At 66.3% G+C, this 18,648-nt stretch carries 22 protein-coding genes, 1 tRNA gene and 1 pseudogene; 8 read left to right on the forward strand and 16 right to left on the reverse strand.

Translation table 11 applies throughout. The features are described from left to right. Both AC3WJU_RS20155 and AC3WJU_RS20160 read right to left on the reverse strand, forming a co-directional pair. Positions 1–197, reverse strand: a pseudogene (locus tag AC3WJU_RS20155) (LapA family protein); the annotation flags it as partial. A gap of 31 nt (positions 198–228) precedes the next feature. Then, positions 229–492 (reverse strand): hypothetical protein, encoded by a 264-nt coding sequence (locus AC3WJU_RS20160; RefSeq protein WP_306961415.1) that lies wholly within the window; start codon positions 490–492, stop codon positions 229–231. 489 nt (positions 493–981) lie between these two features. Between AC3WJU_RS20160 and AC3WJU_RS20165 the strand changes: the two genes are divergently transcribed. From AC3WJU_RS20165 to AC3WJU_RS20175, 3 genes are all read left to right on the forward strand, one after another. Beyond that, positions 982–1,368: a YegP family protein gene (locus AC3WJU_RS20165; protein ID WP_306961418.1), complete on the forward strand. Its 387-nt coding sequence runs from the start codon at positions 982–984 to the stop codon at positions 1,366–1,368. Between the two features lie 537 nt (positions 1,369–1,905). Then, entirely contained in the window at positions 1,906–2,268 is a 363-nt protein-coding gene (locus tag AC3WJU_RS20170; protein WP_306961420.1) for an SPW repeat protein, read from the forward strand. 246 nt (positions 2,269–2,514) lie between these two features. Continuing rightward, positions 2,515–2,817 carry an Rv3202a family protein gene (locus tag AC3WJU_RS20175; RefSeq protein WP_492260691.1) on the forward strand — a complete coding sequence of 101 codons (303 nt, stop codon included), beginning with the start codon at positions 2,515–2,517 and terminating at the stop codon, positions 2,815–2,817. A gap of 76 nt (positions 2,818–2,893) precedes the next feature. Here AC3WJU_RS20175 and AC3WJU_RS20180 read toward each other — a convergent pair whose 3' ends face one another. From AC3WJU_RS20180 to AC3WJU_RS20210, 7 genes are all read right to left on the reverse strand, one after another. Further along, positions 2,894–3,214 carry a hypothetical protein gene (locus AC3WJU_RS20180; protein WP_284990512.1) on the reverse strand — a complete coding sequence of 107 codons (321 nt, stop codon included), beginning with the start codon at positions 3,212–3,214 and terminating at the stop codon, positions 2,894–2,896. Between the two features lie 120 nt (positions 3,215–3,334). Further along, entirely contained in the window at positions 3,335–3,718 is a 384-nt protein-coding gene (locus tag AC3WJU_RS20185) for a hypothetical protein (protein ID WP_268023436.1), read from the reverse strand. Positions 3,719–3,916: 198 nt separating this feature from the next. Further along, positions 3,917–4,342, reverse strand: coding sequence for an Hsp20/alpha crystallin family protein (locus tag AC3WJU_RS20190; protein ID WP_284990513.1), 426 nt, complete (start codon positions 4,340–4,342; stop codon positions 3,917–3,919). A 265-nt stretch (positions 4,343–4,607) separates the two neighbouring features. After that, positions 4,608–4,904 (reverse strand): hypothetical protein, encoded by a 297-nt coding sequence (locus tag AC3WJU_RS20195; RefSeq protein ID WP_306961425.1) that lies wholly within the window; start codon positions 4,902–4,904, stop codon positions 4,608–4,610. A gap of 187 nt (positions 4,905–5,091) precedes the next feature. Beyond that, entirely contained in the window at positions 5,092–5,964 is an 873-nt protein-coding gene (locus AC3WJU_RS20200; protein ID WP_492260684.1) for an SGNH/GDSL hydrolase family protein, read from the reverse strand. 107 nt (positions 5,965–6,071) lie between these two features. Further along, positions 6,072–6,530, reverse strand: coding sequence for a DapH/DapD/GlmU-related protein (locus AC3WJU_RS20205; protein WP_492260685.1), 459 nt, complete (start codon positions 6,528–6,530; stop codon positions 6,072–6,074). 192 nt (positions 6,531–6,722) lie between these two features. After that, a complete protein-coding gene (locus AC3WJU_RS20210; RefSeq protein WP_492260686.1) occupies positions 6,723–7,196 on the reverse strand; it encodes an SRPBCC family protein in 474 nt (157 codons plus the stop codon). Between the two features lie 164 nt (positions 7,197–7,360). Between AC3WJU_RS20210 and AC3WJU_RS20215 the strand changes: the two genes are divergently transcribed. The 3 genes from AC3WJU_RS20215 (at position 7,361) to AC3WJU_RS20225 (ending at position 11,362) form a co-directional block, all read left to right on the forward strand. Then, positions 7,361–7,711, forward strand: coding sequence for a hypothetical protein (locus AC3WJU_RS20215; RefSeq protein ID WP_306961432.1), 351 nt, complete (start codon positions 7,361–7,363; stop codon positions 7,709–7,711). Positions 7,712–8,065: 354 nt separating this feature from the next. Further along, entirely contained in the window at positions 8,066–9,127 is a 1,062-nt protein-coding gene (locus AC3WJU_RS20220; protein ID WP_284990519.1) for a glycosyltransferase family 4 protein, read from the forward strand. A gap of 87 nt (positions 9,128–9,214) precedes the next feature. Continuing rightward, positions 9,215–11,362, forward strand: a complete 2,148-nt coding sequence (locus tag AC3WJU_RS20225) for an amylo-alpha-1,6-glucosidase (RefSeq protein WP_284990520.1) — start codon at positions 9,215–9,217, stop codon at positions 11,360–11,362. Between the two features lie 230 nt (positions 11,363–11,592). Here AC3WJU_RS20225 and AC3WJU_RS20230 read toward each other — a convergent pair whose 3' ends face one another. The 6 genes from AC3WJU_RS20230 to AC3WJU_RS20255 all read right to left on the reverse strand — a co-directional run bounded on the left by AC3WJU_RS20230 (position 11,593) and on the right by AC3WJU_RS20255 (position 15,756). Next, the gene (locus AC3WJU_RS20230) at positions 11,593–11,925 is read right to left on the reverse strand and encodes a hypothetical protein (RefSeq protein WP_307055726.1); all 333 of its coding nucleotides are present in this window, start codon (positions 11,923–11,925) and stop codon (positions 11,593–11,595) included. Between the two features lie 9 nt (positions 11,926–11,934). Continuing rightward, positions 11,935–12,654: a GAF domain-containing protein gene (locus tag AC3WJU_RS20235; RefSeq protein ID WP_492260687.1), complete on the reverse strand. Its 720-nt coding sequence runs from the start codon at positions 12,652–12,654 to the stop codon at positions 11,935–11,937. A 325-nt stretch (positions 12,655–12,979) separates the two neighbouring features. Next, positions 12,980–13,759, reverse strand: a complete 780-nt coding sequence (locus tag AC3WJU_RS20240; protein WP_284990523.1) for a GAF and ANTAR domain-containing protein — start codon at positions 13,757–13,759, stop codon at positions 12,980–12,982. A 210-nt stretch (positions 13,760–13,969) separates the two neighbouring features. Beyond that, positions 13,970–14,710, reverse strand: coding sequence for a GAF and ANTAR domain-containing protein (locus AC3WJU_RS20245; RefSeq protein ID WP_492260688.1), 741 nt, complete (start codon positions 14,708–14,710; stop codon positions 13,970–13,972). Positions 14,711–15,118: 408 nt separating this feature from the next. Then, a tRNA-Lys gene (locus AC3WJU_RS20250) sits at positions 15,119–15,194 on the reverse strand. A 145-nt stretch (positions 15,195–15,339) separates the two neighbouring features. After that, positions 15,340–15,756, reverse strand: coding sequence for an SRPBCC family protein (locus tag AC3WJU_RS20255; RefSeq protein ID WP_284990525.1), 417 nt, complete (start codon positions 15,754–15,756; stop codon positions 15,340–15,342). Between the two features lie 195 nt (positions 15,757–15,951). Between AC3WJU_RS20255 and AC3WJU_RS20260 the strand changes: the two genes are divergently transcribed. Then, the gene (locus AC3WJU_RS20260; RefSeq protein WP_268023425.1) at positions 15,952–16,128 is read left to right on the forward strand and encodes a CsbD family protein; all 177 of its coding nucleotides are present in this window, start codon (positions 15,952–15,954) and stop codon (positions 16,126–16,128) included. 178 nt (positions 16,129–16,306) lie between these two features. On the opposite strand, the gene AC3WJU_RS20265 is transcribed toward AC3WJU_RS20260, so the two are convergent. Continuing rightward, a complete protein-coding gene (locus AC3WJU_RS20265) occupies positions 16,307–16,543 on the reverse strand; it encodes a hypothetical protein (protein WP_284990526.1) in 237 nt (78 codons plus the stop codon). 407 nt (positions 16,544–16,950) lie between these two features. On the opposite strand from AC3WJU_RS20265, the gene glgX reads away from it, so the two are divergent. After that, on the forward strand, positions 16,951–18,648 hold a 1,698-nt coding region (glgX, locus tag AC3WJU_RS20270; RefSeq protein WP_492260689.1), incomplete at its 3' end, for a glycogen debranching protein GlgX.

Consider the following 18,648-nt stretch of genomic DNA (forward strand, 5'->3'; position numbering starts at 1 on the left):
AGGCCGAAGAACCTGACCCTGGCGGCGTCCTGGTTCTGCACGATGAACGCGATGAGCAGGATCAGGAGCACGAGGGCTGCAACGGTGGCCGTCCATGCCATCCCCGCACGGGTGACTACCGGGCGGCGTCCTCCTGCCGGCGGGGACGCCCCGGGTGCGGGCGCGGGCTCCGGGGCCGGCTGTTGTTCTGCATCCATGGGGGAATCCTTTGTTCTTGACGCCAAAGCGTCAGCCTTCTCCGGGCTGTTTTGCGTCGAAGATCCGGTGCCCAGGCTGGGCGGGAGACCCTTCGGCCCGGGCCCGGAGGAAGTCGAGGTCCTCGGGGGAGAGGCTGGCTTGGTCGTGCTGGTCCGAGTCCGCGGTGATTCCGGTTTCCTGATGGATGACCTCCGTGATCGTGCGGGGCAGCACCACGCACCCGGGGTTCTCGGTGAGCCATTGCCGGGTTCCGGGGCTGAGGTTGTCCCAGTGGTCCCTGATGTTCATCTCCATTGATGACGCCTAACTGTTTGAATCCGGAGGCAAAGGACCCGGGCCAGGCCGGTACCGGGGACGTGATCAGGGTACGCCGGGCGGACGCGCAAAGACAGAGGCCCGATGACGCGGAAAGACAGTGTGCCCGATAAGGAACCCCCGCGCGAGTCGGGAGCGACTCCAGCGCAGGGGTTCCCGGCGGCTGCGCAAATGGGGGATATGCGAAGCCGCCAGAACAACCGTACGCCACTGAGGGCGCCGTCCACACCGGCTCTTGCGGGGCTGGCAACGGGAGCGTGCCGGAGCGATCGGTGAGCAGAGGCTCCGGGCGCTGGCCACCGCGGGTCCCCGCCGGTAGGGTTGACCCCTGACCTCATGTGGGGTGACTCACATTTTCCTTGGAACACAGATTCATTCCCCGCCCAGGGGCCCGTACGCAGCGCCGCGTGCGGGCCCCGGGGATACGTCGAGCGTCCGGCTGGCGGCCGGGCGTGAAGGAGGACTTCCATGACCGGTTCGTTCGAACTCTTCGAAGATGAGCGCGGCTGCTTCAGGTTCAGGATCGCAGCCCCCGACGGGGCCGTGATGGCCCTTTCCCGGGATTTCCCGGACAAGCGGTCAGCGGTAGCCGGCATCGAAGCCGTGCGTGAGTACGCGGGCATGGGGCTGATCACCGACCAGTGTCCGGGAGTTCCCCTCCGCCCGGCGGCCGCCGGGGACACCGGGCGCACAGACCACGAGCTCAGCATGACCGGGCCCGCTCCCGCAGCCGCCCCGCAGAGGGTCCCCCACCTGGGCGGCAGGATCCATGCCCCGCAGCGCACGGCCCCGCTGGAACCGGCCGGGGCCCTCCGCCGCGCAGCCGCCGGCCGTCCCCGCCAGCTGCAGCCCTGAGGCGTCCGGCCAAGTGCCACCAAGACACGGTGCACACGTTTGGCGTTTCCATGGTGTGCCGTCCCCATTCCTTCCGGCGCATGGCCGGCGGGTACGACGGCCGGGTTCCCGGGACCGGCGCCAAACCACCTCGGACGTCTCACTCTCGTAGCGGCCCCTGAAACAGGTAGCCGGTACTCGGGCGGCGGGCCGGTTCCGGGGCCTACGATCTGCACCGGAACGTTTTCCGTGGAAGATGATCCCGGCGGTAGCTGCGCCAATGCCCGGCACCAGGTGACACCGGGCATTGGCGCGTTTCCTTGCACCGGCCGGCCTGACCGGGAGCCGCTTGCCGGGAAGCAGCAGCGCACGGATTTTTGTTACAAAGTACCCGTGCGGCGAGGACAGCGGACAGCCGCCGGGAACGGCGCCCGGCCCGTTTTCGCGGCCCCCGGCGGCGGTACTTTCACGGGAAGTCAGCGTCAAATACAATAAGAATCCTCCGGCGTGACGTCAGAGGAACGCCGGGGTGCAGTCCGCATCACAGAGGTGGTTTCAATGAAGAAATGGACGCGATGGCAAGATTGGGTCACGGTCGCCGCCGGGCTCTACGCTGTGCTATCGGTCATCTGGACCACGGCGGCCGGTTCGTCGGCTGCCTTGATGGTCGTGTTCGGCGCTTTGCTGGTCGTCAGCGGCGTCATCAATCTGGCCATGCCCGGAACCCCGGCCATGGAATGGATCCAGGCGGCCTTCGGCGCCCTGCTGTTCCTTTCACCGTGGTTCGGTTCCTACACCATGCAGACAGGCGTCGCCTGGACGTCCTGGATCACCGGTCTGGTGGCGCTCGTCGTCACCGCGACCGCGATCAAACCCAGCACCGAGGAACACCGGCATCACACGGTCAGCCCCTCGCACTGAGGTGCTGAAAACCTGAATAAGGGCACCGCTCAATAGGGTAAACGCCGGATAGCGGTTGCCGGACAGCGGAAAACATCGGATAACGGTTACTGGACAGCGGAAACCTCGGCCGGCGGATCCGGTCCTGGTCCGGACCCAACGGTGGCGGTGGTTCCCGGCAGGGGCGGTCCCGGGCGCGTGAGTGTCCGGGAGAGAGGCCCTGCGGTCCTTTCGTCCCTATTCCGGTCACAGGAGGTTGACGTGGAAATGAATGTTCAGCCGGAGGAAATCGGTCCCGAAGTACCCGAAGCCGATGCTCTCGAGCAGCGCACACCGGTCCTGCCCGAGGGCTCGGGGGAATTGACGGAGATGGACGGTTTGCCCGGGGATGTCCCGGAGCCGGACGTCATTGAACAGCGCACGGAGGTCCAGCCCGGCGGCGCCGGCTACGACCGGATCGCGGTCACGGAAGCGGAGGCCGCCGAAGCGGACCTCATCGACCAGGCCACGGAGCTTTCCCCAGGCGCCGAGGACGAGTACCCGGACGCCGCCGAAGACCCCGGCACGTGAGGCCACGGCAGCCCCGGGCGCGACGGGAGCTGCGAGGCCCCGTCGCCGGCTCCTCTGCAGGCAGGCAGATGTTGGGCTATTGGTCCAGGACGCTGTCGATGAGTTCCTTGAGGATTTCCCAGAAGTCCCGGGCCCGGTACGAGGTGACGGGTCCGCGGCCCTGGGCTTCGCGGACGGTGTCTGCGATGGCTATGGCTTCGGCGAACAGTTCGGCCGTGACTGCGGGGACCCGTTCCGGCTCGAGGGTGAGGATGTGCCGGACCAGTTCGCGGGAGTGCCGCTCGGTCTCGCCTGCCGGTTCCGGTGCCAGGCCGCTGCGTTCCAGACGCGTTGATGCGGACTCGAAGCCGCGGTCCACGTGCGGCCCGAAGCCCTTGTCCATGTACAGGATGGACATGTCGGTCTCCTCTCCAATTTCCTCTTGGCAGTCCCGGGGGAAGGACAGGCGGCCGCAGCGGAACGTGCAGCCCCGCTGTCCGGAATTTCACCGGAGCGTCCGGGCGGATGGTTGTCCGGTTCATAGCTGGGTGCCGTAGATGAATTCCTTGGCGTGGTTGACGGCTTTCCGGAAGGCGTCGTTGCGGAGGGTGATCTGTTCTTCGGTGCCGTTCTTGCCGGGTTCGAGGTAGGCGGTGTGCCCGGGGTGCAGGACCCAGATGTCCCCGGACGGGGGCAGGTAGAAGACACCGAAGGAGCGGTGCCGGGGGTCCGTGGCCCAGATGGGCACCACGGCGACGGCCGCGCCGGTGTCCGGGTTGATCCATTGGGCCCGGGGCAGGGGCTGGAGATGGATCTGGACCCCGGGGTCCAGGAAAGGGGCCGTCCCTTTGCCCCAGCGCTGTTCAAAACGTTCATGGAACGCCGGCATCAGAAGGTCATCGTAGGGGTGCCAGGCGCTCATGGCAGGCTCCTTCCAGGTTCGGGCGCCGGGTGTCGGGAGGGTCCCCGGCGGGGCGGGCCGGGGACCCTCGGTGCGGGAGGCATCGTCGGGGGCCGCCTTTTCGGTGCGCAACTGGCGCGGTGGCGTGGCTGGTCTGCATCGCCCTTCACTGCCGGCGGCCGGTCCAATGCTCCCGGTCCAGCGGTGCCGGCCCCGGTCCTAGGCGTTGATCGCCTGGCGCGGGGTCGACTCCGACGCGATCTCGATCCGGCGCGGTTTGGCCTTCTCGGCCACCGGGATCCGCAAGGTCAGCACCCCGGCGTCATAACTGGCCTTCACGGCATCGGTATCCAGGGCCTCGCCGAGCACGAGCTGGCGGCTGAAGACACCCCGGGGCCGTTCGGCGGCGATCATCTCGGTGTTCTCCCCGGCCGGGTCCTTCCGTTCGGCCTTCACGGTCAGGACATTGCGTTCGACGTCGATGTCCACCGAGTCGACCTCGACCCCGGGAAGATCCAGGGCGACAACGAATTCCCCGCCTTCCCGCCAGGCATCCAGCGGCATGGCCGCCGGCCGGGCCGCGGTGCCCAGGACCTGCCGGGCCAGCCTGTCGAGCTCGCGGAACGGGTCGGTACGCATCAACATGGTCTCCTCACTCCTTACAGATCGGTACGATCCTTCCATCCCAGCCACCTATTTCCTATGCTGGCTGGTATAGATTTTTTATAGCACCGGAATGAAACCGCCGCAAGGGGGCTGTCCGGGTTTTTTTGTATGGGCCCCGGAACCGGACCGGCGCGCGAACCACGGCTCCTGCCGTTTCCTCCGACCCTCGGGCGGAAGGGGGCCGGCGTCCCTCCGGGGGCTCGGCGGTGCAGAAAAGGCGGTGTAGAACAAGGGAGGGGCGCCGTCATCCGCTGCCTGTTCTCCGGATGCCGGGATGACGGCTGGCCTCCTGGTGCCGATGACTGCCGGCGCGGGCCCCGCTTCCGGGACCGCCCCGGTGCGGGCGTGGAGGGGCGGCCAGCTCCAGCAGCTCGCTCCGGCCCAGCCCGGAGGCGTCGCTGACTTCGGCCACGGTGGCTTCCCCGCAACGCAGGATCGCCGCGGCCACCTGCCGCAGGGTCAGATAGGCGGCGGCGAGCTCCTCTTCCGCGGCCTCGATGGCGCCGGCCAGGGCGCTCAGGCGCTCCAGCTCCGCACTCATTCCACTCTCATCCCTTCCTTGCCGGGCAGGATCTTTCTGGCGGTTCCCGGACGATCACGTCGGGGACCGCCGGAGAAGATCACACGTCCCGCTATCTAAAGTGGTCGATACAGATTTTTTATATCACTTGAGATAGTCAAGGGCAAGGCCTTCCGGGAGGTCCGCACGGCCCGGTTCGCCGGCCCGGCTATTTGTTCCGGGGGTCGTTTCCGATGAACGTCCCGGGAGGCATCCGGGCGCCGAACACGGGGCCCGGGTCCGGCCGCTTCGCACGGCGCTCTTCCTCGGAGCTGCGGTGTGTGAGGTGTTGCAGGACCCAGGGGACAAGGTGTTCGCGTGTCCAGATGATGTCATCGGCCCGTGCTTCGCGCCAGCTGCGCGCGGGCAGCTCTTTGGGCGTCATCGGCTCCAGGGTGTGGGGAACGTTGAGGGTTTCCAGGACCATGATGGCGATGGCGTGCTGGCCCAGGGGAGAGAAGTGCAGCCGGTCCGGATCCCACATCCGGGGGTGGGTGAGCTGGCGCAGGGCCCAAAGATCGGCGATCACGGCGTCATGGCGGGCCGCGATGGTGCGCAGGTTCTCGTTGAAGATCGCCACCTTGCCCCGCACGTGTCCGAGCACGGGGGTCGCGCCCCAGTCCGGGCCGGCGAACAGCACGACCGTGGCCCCGGTCGAGGCCAGGAGCTGCACGCCGGCGTCCATCCGGGCCGCGAGTTTGTCGGGGTCGGTCCGGTGGAAGATCAGGTCGTTGCCGCCGCCGTTGAGGGTGATCAGATCCGGCCGGAGGGCCAGGGCGGGGGCGATCTGCTCATCCAGGATCTGATGGAGCAGCCGTCCTCGGACTGCCAGGTTCGCGTAGGCGAAATCTTCGTGGCCGGCACTCAGTTCTTCCGCGACCCGGTCTGCCCAGCCCCGCAGGCCTCCCGGGCTGAGAGGCTCCGGATCTCCTACCCCTTCGGTGAACGAATCACCCAGGGCCACGTAACGGCTCCACGGGTGCAGGCGGGCCCCGGAATCTACGGAGCCATCCTCCGGAGGGCCGGCTGCGGGGGCGTTCATCCCCCCATACTGCCTCTGCGGTGCCCGTCCGCGCCATGGCCCGTGTCGGTGACCGTCCCGCGCCGGACTCGCAGGGGAGAACGGAATGTCGTAGCAGCGACGGAGGTCTAGGCGGCCATCCGGGATTCCGGGCCGCGGGTTTTCCGGGTACGGGACGAAGAGCCCGAGTAAGACCCGGCGTTCGGGATGCGTGCGCCGTCGGGAACCAGGGTGTCCCCGTGCAGCCGGACCCCGCGGCCGATGAGTGCCCCCGCCCCGATGCGGGAGTGGCTGCCGACGCGGACCCAGCTGCCCAGGACCGTTCCCCGGCCCACGTACACGTCGTCACCGATGAAGGCATGGTTCCCGACCGTTGCCCGGCGGTCGATCCAGCTCCCGCGGCCGATCCGGCACCCGGAACCGACACGTGCGCCGGCCTCGACATAGGTCGTTGCACCGATGAAGGAATCCGCCTCCACCCGTGCGCCGGGACCAAGCAGCCCGCCCCCGTTCGGGTGCCGGTGGTAGGTGGTGGTCATACCGGCATCGTCCTCGACCGTTTCGATGTTCCTGTTCCTCCTTTTCATCTTCTTCCTTCCTGCCGCACACCTGCGACAAGAAAATTAACGCCGGAACGCCGGTGTTGATTCCGGCAACCGGCCGGACGAAAGGCCTGCAGGACGGAGGGCTGCGTGGAAGGCATGGCCGGGAGGGGGCTTCATCCGGCGGGCGGGCACCGGCTGACGCGGAGCCCGTAGCAGGCCCGGGCGCCGGGTGGTCTAGCTGCGGCCTTCGACCTTGCCCCCGGCGATGCTTCCGCGCCAGGCGCCGGTCTCTACTTCCCGGCCCTCGATGAATTCCTTGAACCGTTCCAGGTTCTTCTTGATCTGCCGGTCCTCCAGATGAGCCGTGGCCCCGGCCCGTTCCAGCACGGTCCGGGGTTCCCAGTCCACTTCGACGGTGACCCGTGTTTCGACGGTGCTCACCGCGTGGAAGGTGACGGTTCCGGAATGGTGCGGGCCCTCCACGCTCTCCCAGCTGATCAGTTCGTCCGGGATCTGGGCGAGGATCCTGGCGTCGAAGCCGCGCCGGAGCCCGGCGATGCGGGTCTGGAAGTGCACGGTGGTTTCATCGACCTGGCGGACGGACTCGACCCCGGTCATGAAGCGTGGAAATTCCTCGAACTGGGTCCACTGGTTGTAGGTCTGGCTCAAGGGCATGTTCACAACGACGGATTCCCGCACGGTGGCCATGACTGTTCACTCCTTCCTCAATGACGGGCCTGGCCGCCGGGGGTCGCCGGCCATGGGCCTCGTTTCCACGCTAAAACGATCCACGGGAGCGGACAAGATGACCGGCCCCGCGGGCGGGAACAGCCCGGGTTGCCGTTCCGTTTACCTCAAAGAGGACGAAAAAGATGGAAAGGAAACCGACCGCGCTGATCATTCCCGCCAGCCTGGGAGAACCCGTGGTCCTGGGCAGGCTGGACACCGGCGCCGCCGCGCTCCGGCGGCTGCTCGGAGGCGGCGCAGAATCAATTTCCCGGGGCGACTGGCATGTCTACCTCAACGCCCGGGCCAGGCTGTTGAACCTGCAGCCCAACATCCGTGCCGCCCGGCTCGCCGAGGACGCGGGCTTGGACATTAGCGACGCGGCCCGGGGAACGGCGGTGTTCCTGGGACACACGGACCTGGCCGCGGAAGCCGACGTCCCGGCGTACCTGACCAGACGCGCCACGGAACTCTTCGGCACCGCGCTCGCTGCCTAGGCCTGCCCCGGACCGGTTCTTCCGGCGAGGTCCACCCCCGGGAGCCGAGGATGGGGAGTCGCTGCTCTGTCCGCTGAGTCATGGGTGCAACCGCCCCCCTCGGAATGGACTTTAGCTTCTCTGCTGCTCGGGGGTCGTTCTTGCGACCCGGTGCCCACGGCCGGCCGCTGGCTCGAGGAATGATCACTGGACGTCAAAAGGCAATCCCGCCGGCCTACCCGGCAGTAGGTCTTGTCCATTGTCCGTCCGGGAGTAATAGTCAGTTCAGAGGTTAAGCAGAGGCCTTCGGACGGTTTTGGGTGCGTGTCGGGACGCAGGGGGAGTCCGACCCATCCGTTTTTTGGAAGGCAAGAAATGCGGATAGGACTTGTTGCAGGACCCTGGATCCCCGTTCCCCCGCAGACCTATGGCGGTATCGAAAGGGTGGTGGACCTTCTGGCACGGGGGTTTGCCGGGGCCGGGCACGAGGTGGTGCTGGCTGCGTCCTCGGACAGCCGGTGCCCCGTACCCCGGGTCCCGGGGATGAGGACGTCGGATCCGACGAGCCTTGGCTTCACCATCTCCGAACTCAGCCACCTGATCAGGGCCTACGAGGGGCTCGGGGAGGTGGACATCATCCACGACCACACCCTGGCCGGGCCCCTGTACCGCTACGGGCCGCCCGGGGTGCCAGTGGTGACGACGATCCACGGCCCGCTCACGTCCTCAGCCAAGGACATCTACCGTGCGATCGGAAGAACTACCTCCATCATCGCGATCTCCCGCAACCAGGCTTCCCAGGCGTCCGGCATACCGGTCCGTGGCGTGATCCATCACGGCATCGATCTGTCGACCGTGCCCGTGGGCACCGGCCGGGGCGGCTACGTCTGTTTCGTGGGGAGGATGTGCCCGGACAAAGGCGTCCTGGAAGCCATCAGGATCGCCCGTCAGGCGGGCGTGCCGCTCCGGATCGCGGCCAAAATGCGCGAACCGGAGGAGATCCAGTACTTCGAGGAAGTCATCAAACCGATCCTTGGTCCCAACGAGGACTTCACAGGCGAGGTCGACGACGCCGGAAAATACCATCTCATGGGCGAAGCACTCGCGTTCCTCAACCCGATCCAGTGGTCCGAACCCTTCGGCCTGGTCATGATTGAAGCACTTTCCACCGGGACGCCCGTTCTGGGAACGCCCCTGGGAGCCGCACCGGAAATCGTTGCGCACGGACTAACGGGTTACCTCGCCTCCACCGACAACCTCGCAGCCATGATCCCGGCAGCCGCTGGCCTGAGCCGGGCGCAGTGCAGGGCCCGGGTGGAGCAGCAATTCAGTGCCGAACGCATGGTGGCCGACCATTTGCAGCTGTTCGCCGACCTCATCGAAGAGCAATGCGAATCCGGGCTTCCGGATTCGGTCGCGTTGAACCAGAATCTTTAAGGGAACCGGTTTTCCCGTGCCCCGTTATCTGCTTTGGCGGTAATTGTCCTGGCGCCGCCGCCGCGCCGTGAGGTGAGGAGTCCTCCCATGACGGCATGGAACGCCGATACCGAAACGACGGTTTCCGAGGCAGGAACCGTCACGCTCGTGGAGGGGTCCTCCTTTTGCATTTCCTCCCGCAGCGGGGACATCCTCCCGGACGGCGAGACAAACGGCGCGTTCTTCCAGGACACCCGGATCCTTTCCCACTGGGAACTGCACATCAACGGGTCCCCCCGCGAGCCGCTCGCGGCCCAGCGTCCCGATGCTTTCGAGGCCACTTTCGTGGGCCGGGCCCAATGGCCGGACGGCCGTTTCGACAGCCCCCTGGTAGTCCGGCAGCAACGCCATGTCGGCCCCGGCCTCCGGGACGACATCACGCTGGAGAATTTTTCCGCGGAACCCGTGGACTGCAGCATCGAACTGCTCGTGGACGCGGACCAGGCCGACCTGTTCGACGTCAAAGGAGGCCGCCCCACCAAGCATACGTCCGTGACCAGGCACGTGCGGGGGCATGAACTGGTGGTCGAAGCCATCAGCAACGGCCAGCGGCGGGGATCGGCGATTCGGGCGGCGGGCGCCGAAATCTCCGAAGACGCCCTCCGTTTCCGGGCCACCATCCCCGCACGGGGAAAATGGTCCACCAGCGTCATCGTGGTCCCCCTGGTCGAATCCGTGGCCCCGGAGGAGCCCTTCACGGAGACTGGGGTCCCGCACCTCCGGACGGGCGTCAAACGGCACCGGGCCTGGGAAAAAAACGTTCCACCCATCACCCTTGCCGACAGCAGCGTCCAAGCCACGCTGCAGTGGAGCCAACGCGACCTGGGCTCACTGCGGATCTTTGATCCTGCCAACCCCGACCGCGTGGCCGTGGCCGCAGGCGCTCCATGGTTCATGGCCCTGTTCGGCCGGGATGCACTTCTGGCCTCCTACATGGCGCTCCTGATCGACCCGGATCTGGCCTCGGGAACCCTCCAGACCCTGGCGGACATCCAAGGCACCAGAGTGGACCATGACTCCGAGGAGGAACCCGGCCGCATTCCGCATGAAGTCCGGCTCGGCGTCACCGGCGGCTTGTCCAGGGGCGGGACAGCCTACTACGGCACCGCCGATGCCACCCCGCTGTTCGTGGGGTTGCTGGGCGAGCTAAGCCGGTGGGGGCTCTCTGAGGACATCATCGAGTCGCTGCTTCCGCACGCGGACCGGGCCCTTGGCTGGATCCACGACTACGGTGACCGCGACGGGGACGGTTTCGTCGAGTACCACAGGGCCACCGACCATGGCCTGGCCAATCAGGGCTGGAAGGACTCCTGGGACGGGATCAATTTTGCGGACGGGACCCTGGCGGAGTCGCCCATCGCCCTGTGTGAAGTCCAGGCCTACGTTTACGCCGCGTATTTGGCCCGGGCATGCCTGGCCCGGGCGGCAGGAGAGAGGGAAACGGAGCAGTACTGGGCCGGGCGTGCCGCCACGCTGAAGAATGAATTCAACAAAAGGTTCTGGCTGCCGGACAAGGGCTATTTCGCCATCGCACTGGACAAGGACAAGAAACCGGTGGACTCCTGCGCCTCCAACATGGGCCACTGCCTGTGGACAGGCATCGTCGAGGAGGACAAAGCGTCATCGGTGGTCCAACGGCTGATGTCACGGGAGATGTTCACCGGCTGGGGCATCCGGACCCTGGGCTCGGACATGGGTGCCTACAACCCGGTCAGCTATCACAACGGTTCCGTCTGGCCGCACGACACCGCCCTGGCCGCAACCGGAATGATGCGGTACGGATTCGTGGATGAAGCCAGAAAGGTAGCGCACGGTCTTTTGGGAGCAGCCGGACACTTCGACGGCCAGCTCCCGGAACTTTTCTGCGGCTTCGACCGCTATGAATTCCACGCCCCTGTTCCCTATCCCACGGCGTGCGCACCCCAGGCGTGGGCGGCCGCGACCCCGGTGCAGCTGATGCGGACCCTGCTCAGGTTCGATCCTGACCTGACACGCAACGTGGTCCACCTTGCCCCGATCCTCCCGGAGGAATTCGGGGAATTCACGGCCGAGAACGTGAAGCTGGCCGGGTCCCTCCTCACCCTCAGGGCGAAAGGACGCGAAGGCAGCGTCCAGGGCCTGCCCCCGGGTCTGAAGCTCCTGAAGGAACCCCGGCCGCCGTTGGATGAACGGCCCGGCGGGCGGGCCGGCGATTAGAAAACCTATGGCCGGCATAGACCGGGACCAGGGGCGCGTCCGCCCACCCGCAGCCGGACGATAACTGCGGGGGATACCGCGCGTCGATCGGCCCGGGCGGGCTCGTCGTGGCGGGCGGGGACCGCGCCTCATCCATGAATGGGTTGGAGGATCAGGTGGCCCGCATTCCGACGTGACAGGTGAGACAGACATCCACCAGGCAAGGCCTCCTTGAGGGGGACCGATCCGGATCAGTCCGTTTCGGACTGCCATGGTCCCGAGCCCGGTTCTTGCTTGGGTTTTTGTTGGCCGGACGAGTCGCCGTCCGGGCCGAGCTCGTCGGAGTAGGGTGCGCGACCGTGGGCGGATGTGTCGATGAGTTCGTTGGCGGCCATGGCCAGGAGGTCGCGTTGCAGGACGGGCAGGGAGAGGAGGCCTTGGAGATAGGCTTCCACCTCGTACTCGCCAACTTCGCCGCCCAGGCTGAAGTACTTGAGCCAGAGTTCGCCGACGTTGATTTGTGCTGACTTCATGGCAGCGGCCAGCATGCGCTGCTGTTGTGGTTCGTGCGGATCGAAGCCCACGGGCCGGCCTCAGTCCAGGGCCGCCGGAATCCCGGCGACGAGATCGGCACTGATCTGGCCCAGCGTGCTGTTCTGCAGCCGGGCCCGGCGCATCAGTTCGGCAAGGGCCATGTCAACGGTCAAAGAGTGGCGCTGCATCAAGATGCCGCAGGCGCGGTTGACCAGGTCACGACTATGAAGGGATTCAGCCAGGGCTTCGCTGATGCGGTGAGGTGCTTCGCTGGCCTGGATATTCGCCAGCAGCGTCGCTGCCGGGGCGGCGAATAGTTCCAGCAGTCGGGCCTCGTCCTCGCCGAAAGCGCCGGCACGGTCCGAGTAGATCTTCAAGGCGCCGATGCATTCTTGCTCGGCGATCAACGGGGTGCTGACCGCCGCATGGATGGGCATGCCCTTCACGGCGTCGGTCCAGTCCGGCCACCGCGGATCAGTTTCGACGTTCCGGACGATCACCGTTTCCTCCATCGCCCAGGCCGTCAGGCACGGCCCCTGGCCCAATTCATACTGAAGGGCGTCCGCGCGGGTGACCACGTGGTCCGTGGAGGCGCTGCTGGTCAGCCTGCCCCTCGAATCCAGGATGGAGACCCCCGCGCCGCTCGCTCCGGACACGGAGTCCTTGATGGCACGGGCAAGCAACCGCACGGCGCGGTCCACTTTCTCTTCCGTCAGCAGCAGGCCCTGGATTCGCGCGATAACAGTCGACAGTTCATCCAGCGGTAGTTTCCGCGCCATAGTCCTCATTCATCCAGGTCGGGTGCATCGAGCCGCAGCGTTCCTGTGAAGAGAATTCAACACGGCAGTTGGTGCGCTGTTCCCAGCCTACTTCCCGCCCCTGGCCAGTGGCAGAAGCCAGGGCGAGGAAACGCAAACGGTAGCCGCGGCCACATGGGGCGACGGAAGAAGTGCCCGCGTCGTGGCAGGAAGACGGCTCCCGGCCCCGGGTCCGCAGAAACCCGCCGGGCGAGGGAGAGGAGCTCCGGTCACCCCGGCGGCCGAGGGCGTCCGGTGGCCGGACCGGACAACCTGCGATTCCACCGCATGTCCCCGGCTCTTCTGGCTATTCGTCGAAGTACGGCGCGAGGTCCGTTTCTCCCGAAACGGAGGCGATGACCTGCGCGGCAATGTCCCGGAGTTTGACGTTCCGGCTGTTCGACGCCCTGGTCAGAACCTTGACGGCAGTATCGCGGCTGCAGCGGTTTTGCGCCATGACAATGCCGACGGCCGTGTCGATGGTCGAACGCGACTGCATGGCCGCGGTGAGATCGTTCCGGGCATGACGCAGGTGCGCGATCCTCAACGCCAGGCGCAGCGACTTCGCCGCGCTGTCGGCGAATGCTTCCGCGGCCGTGATGTCCGGTCCGGAAAACCCCAGGGGTTTGGTGGAATACAGGCTCATCACGGCTTCGGCTTCACCGGCCAGATCCAGCGGGACAGCCAGGATGGATCGGATGCCGTTCCGACGGAGGGCGTCCATGGAGTCACGCCAGCGGTTCTCGCCGCCGGTGTCGGGGACGAGAATCACGTCATCGTCCCGGAGGGCTGTCAGGGAAGGCCCGTCGTGAAGGTCGTTCTGCAGTTCCTCGAGAACGCGGCCTCTCTCATCGCTGCCGGCCGCTGCGGGGCTTCTTTTCCTCCTCCTGAGGGTGACCCCGCACGAAAGGGTGTTCGTGATGGTCGAGAGAACGGCGGCTGCCACGCCGGCCAGGGCGGCAAGGAATTCCATGACGTCGCTGCTGTCCAGGACCAGTTCCTGCAGGGTAATGCAAGGGTCCTGTCTGCGGTTCCGGGCCGGAGCGGTGGAGGCGCCGGGTGCTGCGTCCCACTGCGGGTCAATCACGGGTCGGTCATCCTTTCGGTGTCCATTTCCAGTATTGCCAGGGCCAGAAGACTCACCCCGGGGTGGCGGGAGACCGCCGAGCTCATGGAGGTAAGCATCGAGGCTGGTTTCTTCCGCATCGCTCTGACTATCCCGTAGAAGCGGGCCCACAGCCTGGCCAACCCGTGTTGCGGTCGCGGTACCAGGGTGGCGCCACCGGTGCCCGGCGCTTCAGGCGTGTCCATCGGGGACGCCCGGGGAAGTCCAATCCTGGGGTGCTGATCCGTTCAGGATGTCGGTGGCGATGTCATGAAGACGCCGGTTGTTGTTCCGCGCAGCAAGCTGAAGGAGTTCCATGGCGCGGTCCCGCCCACAACGGTTCTGGAGCATGATCAAGGACAGCGCCGCGTCCACCACGGCCCGCGATTGCAGGGCCGAGCGCAAATGTTCAGGGTACGGCTCCGGGACGTGAAGCCTCAGCGCCAACCTCAGCGTCTTCGAAATTGTCTCCGCATGCTCCAATACGCGGGCCACGATGGCCGGGTTGAAAGTGCCGGGCGCATAGGCGTAGCAATTCAAAGCTGCGCGTGAGGAAGCGTCCGTCTGGATAGGCACTGCGAGGACAGAGCGAATACCTTCGCCATCCACCTGGTGGGCGTACTGTGCCCAACGGTCGTCGGCCTGCAGGTCGTCAATCAGCACGCGATGTTGGTGACGCAAGGCCGTAAGGCAAGGGCCGTCGTCGAACGCGTATTGCTTCTCGTCCAAGCGCTGCGCCGCAGCGGTACTGCTCGCCACCGTCGAAGGGCCGGCATCCCGTTCGACGGTAATGGCGCACAAAAGAGGTTCCTGGCCGTCCAACAACGACGCTGAGATGGTAGCCAAACCCAGGAGAAATTCGGTGAAGCCCGGGCTTTCAAGCAGGAGATCCTGCAATTGTTCCGTGGTGGGTACTGCGTTGTTGTTGGCCATGCGGCCTCGATTCCAAGGGGCGCCCGGGATCTTCGACCCAGGCCTTCAGCCGTGGCCGCTCGCGCGTCGCACAGCCCTGATATTCAATCCCCGGACCCGAACGACCATCCCGAAATCTCCTAATTCGACACTACGCCCTCGTGGGAACTTAAGACACGAGAGCCCGGACGCCTGCGTTCACCAGTCCACTGATCGAAGACGAAACCTCCGATCCTTCTTCCCGGACCTGATTATCTCCGCGGTCCTGAATGTCTTCTTCCGCGCCAGGCCCGGGGACGCCTGCCGCACTTCGCAGGTGAGTCTTCCGGTAAAACCAACCCGGGGGCGCCCCGTCAAGATGTCGTTTCAACGGCGCGCCCGCACCACAACAACGGGCTCCCGGCGCCCGGGCATGCCTTGGCCCGGGACTGGTGCATCCGGTGGGGTTCGAACCCACGACCCGAGGATTAAAAGTCCCCTGCTCTGACCACTGAGCTACGGATGCGGACCGGCCGACTCACTGAAGGGCCTTACCTTCCATGCTGCTCCACCCGTGGTTCCGCAGCCAAGGCCTTGGAGGCAGAGCTGCTTGGTCCCGCCTTCAGAGCCGCCATGCCCCGGGCACAACCGCAGCGCCGGCGTATCCGGTGTCAGCTCAGTTTTTCGGCCCGGGCCCTGACCCCGCAGGCGAACCGGTCCGCGGACCGGGACAGGCCCGGGTTGTGTTTTTGAATCAGCGTCCGGAGGGGGCCGGTGAAGTCATCCCTCACCACCAGGCGGGTCTTGCCGTGCTCAGCCCTCACGGTGATGGTCCGGACCGCTTTGAACAATTTCCCCGGCAACCGGAACGTCCAGGACATGGCGTCGTCCCCGTACCGGTGGACAGCCACCGTGACCGGCCTGGCCAGGCCGGCGGGCCGGACCCGGATGCTCTGCTCGTGGCCGATGTCCCCGATGGGCCCGGCAATCCCCGAATCCCACTCCGGATAGCCGGACGAATCAGTGATGACGGTCCACACCGTTTCCGGCGCTGCACAGATCAGCGCACGGCCCCCGTACGAATCCATGGACGACAGCATAAACCCCCGGCCGTCCGGCGTATCCCGGCAGGCTCCCGTCCCGCGAGCAGCCAGATGCCCGGGCAGAACCACCTGTGCCCCGGCCGGAGCCGGGCAGGACCGTGGATGAAGGGGACGGGCCGGGTCTACGATAAAAATGTCCGGCCCGCACGGGCCGGCCCGTCCCCCTTGAGAGGAGCCGTCATGGGTCTGGGTGACAAAATCAAGCACGCCGCCGAAAAGGTCGGCGGCAAAGCCAAAGAAGCAACCGGCGACGCCACGGATAACGACAGGCTGAAAGCCGAAGGCAAGGCCGCACAAGCCAAAGCGGAGCTGAAGCAGGCCGCAGACAAAGTGAAGGACGCCTTCAAAAAGCACTGACGGGAAACGCCGGGAGCACCACGTGTTCCACCATGGGTCCGGGTCTCCTCGCCCGCGTCCCGCCTGGGCTGGCCGGCGACACCGCCGGGAACGAGCAGGCCGAGGGTCCGGACTGCGGGTGCGGCCGGGGCCGTATCCGCCGGTCTTTTGGCTGTGAACAGCGTCGGTGATCGACAGTTCAGCGGCGCCAGATGACCGTGATGGCCTCACCATCGGGCACGGCCTGGATATGCAAGGAGACGTCCAGGCCCCCGGGATCACGGCACGGGTTCGTGCCTGTAGCGGCGATGATCTCCTGGATCAGCCGGTCCAAGGCCAGTGCCATGGCCCGCCCCCAGTCCCCGGGACGGGTGCTGGAGGCCTCCACGGTCACCGAACGGACGGCCTCTGTGGTGGGCCGCGGGTCTGTCTGCATAACGGTCTCCATCTGCGTTTCTGCACCAGGAAATGCGGTGCCCGTGATGCGCAGACAGACCTCCAACCAGGTGCAGGTGGTCCGTTGCCGTCCCCGGCGGCGGGCCCCGCGTCACCTCGTTGGCCTCCGCAGCAGGTATGCCCAGTCTAGAAGCGCGGCAACCTGGCCGTCCGGGACCTCCGGCATGACACGCATGTTGCCCGGAAGCGATCCCGCCGCCGCCCCGGTGCCTGGGCCCGGCATTCCCATCCGCCTCACGGCCAGGACGAGGTGGCTGCCGCGGAACGCGGGTTTCCCTCGGTGCCCGGGGCTATATGCGTCAAATCTTCGCGTTTGATGGGTCGGGGCACGGTGCTCCCGGGCTGTCCGGTGTGGTGGGTGGTGCTTTTTCGGTATCGGAGGGGTTCATGGAAGTCTGGGCGGGCAGTGCCTATCCCTTGGGGGCGACGTATGACGGCAGCGGCACCAACTTCGCCATCTTCAGCGAAGCGGCCAGTGCGGTGTATCTGTGCCTGTTCGATGAGCGAGGGTCCGAGCAGCGGATTGCCCTGGAGGCTGTGGACGCGTTCGTCTGGCACTGCTACCTGCCCCATATGCTCCCGGGACAGTCGTACGGTTACCGGGTGGAGGGGCCCTATGACCCGGCCAACGGGATGCGATGTAACCCGGCCAAGCTGCTGCTGGACCCGTACGCGAAAGCGGCCAGCGGGGACATCGCTTGGGGGCAAGCCATGTTCTCCTACGATCCGGGCGATCCGCTCTCGTTGAATACAAGCGATTCGGCCGGCTCGACGATGCGGTCGGTGGTGATCAGCCCGTTCTTCGACTGGCAGGGCGACCGCCCCCTGCGGGTCCCGTACAGCGACTCGCTCATCTACGAAACCCATGTCAAAGGCATGACCATGCTCCACCCCGAGGTGCCCGTGGAGGAACGCGGCACCTTCGCGGGCCTGGCGCATCCGGCCGTGATCGAGCACCTGCAAAGACTCGGCGTTACCGCGATCGAGCTGATGCCGGTGCACCAATTCGTGCACGACAGCCTGCTCAGGGAGAAGGGTCTGTCCAACTACTGGGGCTACAACACCGTCGGGTTCTTCGCCCCGCACAACGGCTACAGCTCCACGCATGTGCCCGGGCAGCAGGTCCAGGAGTTCAAAGCCATGGTCCGTTCCCTGCACGCCGCCGGGATGGAGATCATCCTCGATGTCGTCTATAACCACACTGCCGAAGGGAACCACCTCGGCCCGACCCTGTCGTTCAAAGGCATCGACAACCAGGCCTACTACCGCCTGGTCGCGGGCGACAAGCAGTATTACATGGACTACACGGGCACGGGGAACACGGTCAACGTGCGCCACCCGCACGTCCTGCAGCTCCTGATGGACTCCCTGCGTTACTGGGTGACGGAGATGCATGTGGACGGGTTCCGCTTCGATCTGGCGGCCACCCTGGCCCGCGAGTTCTACGAGGTGGACCGGTTGTCAAGCTTCTTCGACCTGGTCCAGCAGGACCCGGTCGTGTCCCAGGTGAAGCTGATCGCCGAGCCCTGGGACGTGGGCCCCGGCGGCTACCAGGTGGGAAACTTCCCGCCGCTGTGGACCGAATGGAACGGCAAGTATCGGGATGCGGTGCGTGACTTCTGGCGCGGCGAACCCTCGACCCTTGGCGAATTCGCCGCCCGGCTTGCCGGCTCCGCGGACCTGTACGGGTCATCAGGCCGGCGTCCGGTGGCCTCCGTCAACTTCGTCACCGCTCACGACGGCTTCACCCTGCATGACCTCGTCTCGTACAACGAGAAGCACAACGAGACCAACGGGGCCGGCAACAACGACGGCGAGACCCACAACCGGTCCTGGAACTGCGGCGCCGAGGGACCCATCGACGATGAAAGCGTGCTCGTGCTGCGTGCCCGCCAGCAACGGAACTTCATTGCCACCCTGATGCTCTCCCAAGGCGTCCCGATGCTGCTCCACGGTGATGAGCTGGGCCGCACCCAGGAGGGCAACAACAACGCATACTGCCAGGACTCGGAGCTGAGCTGGATCCACTGGGAAAGCACGGACAAGCCGCTGACCGAGTTCGCCGCCGCCGCCCCCCGGCTGCGG

Source organism: Arthrobacter sp. FW306-1B-F12A, assembly GCF_058781865.1.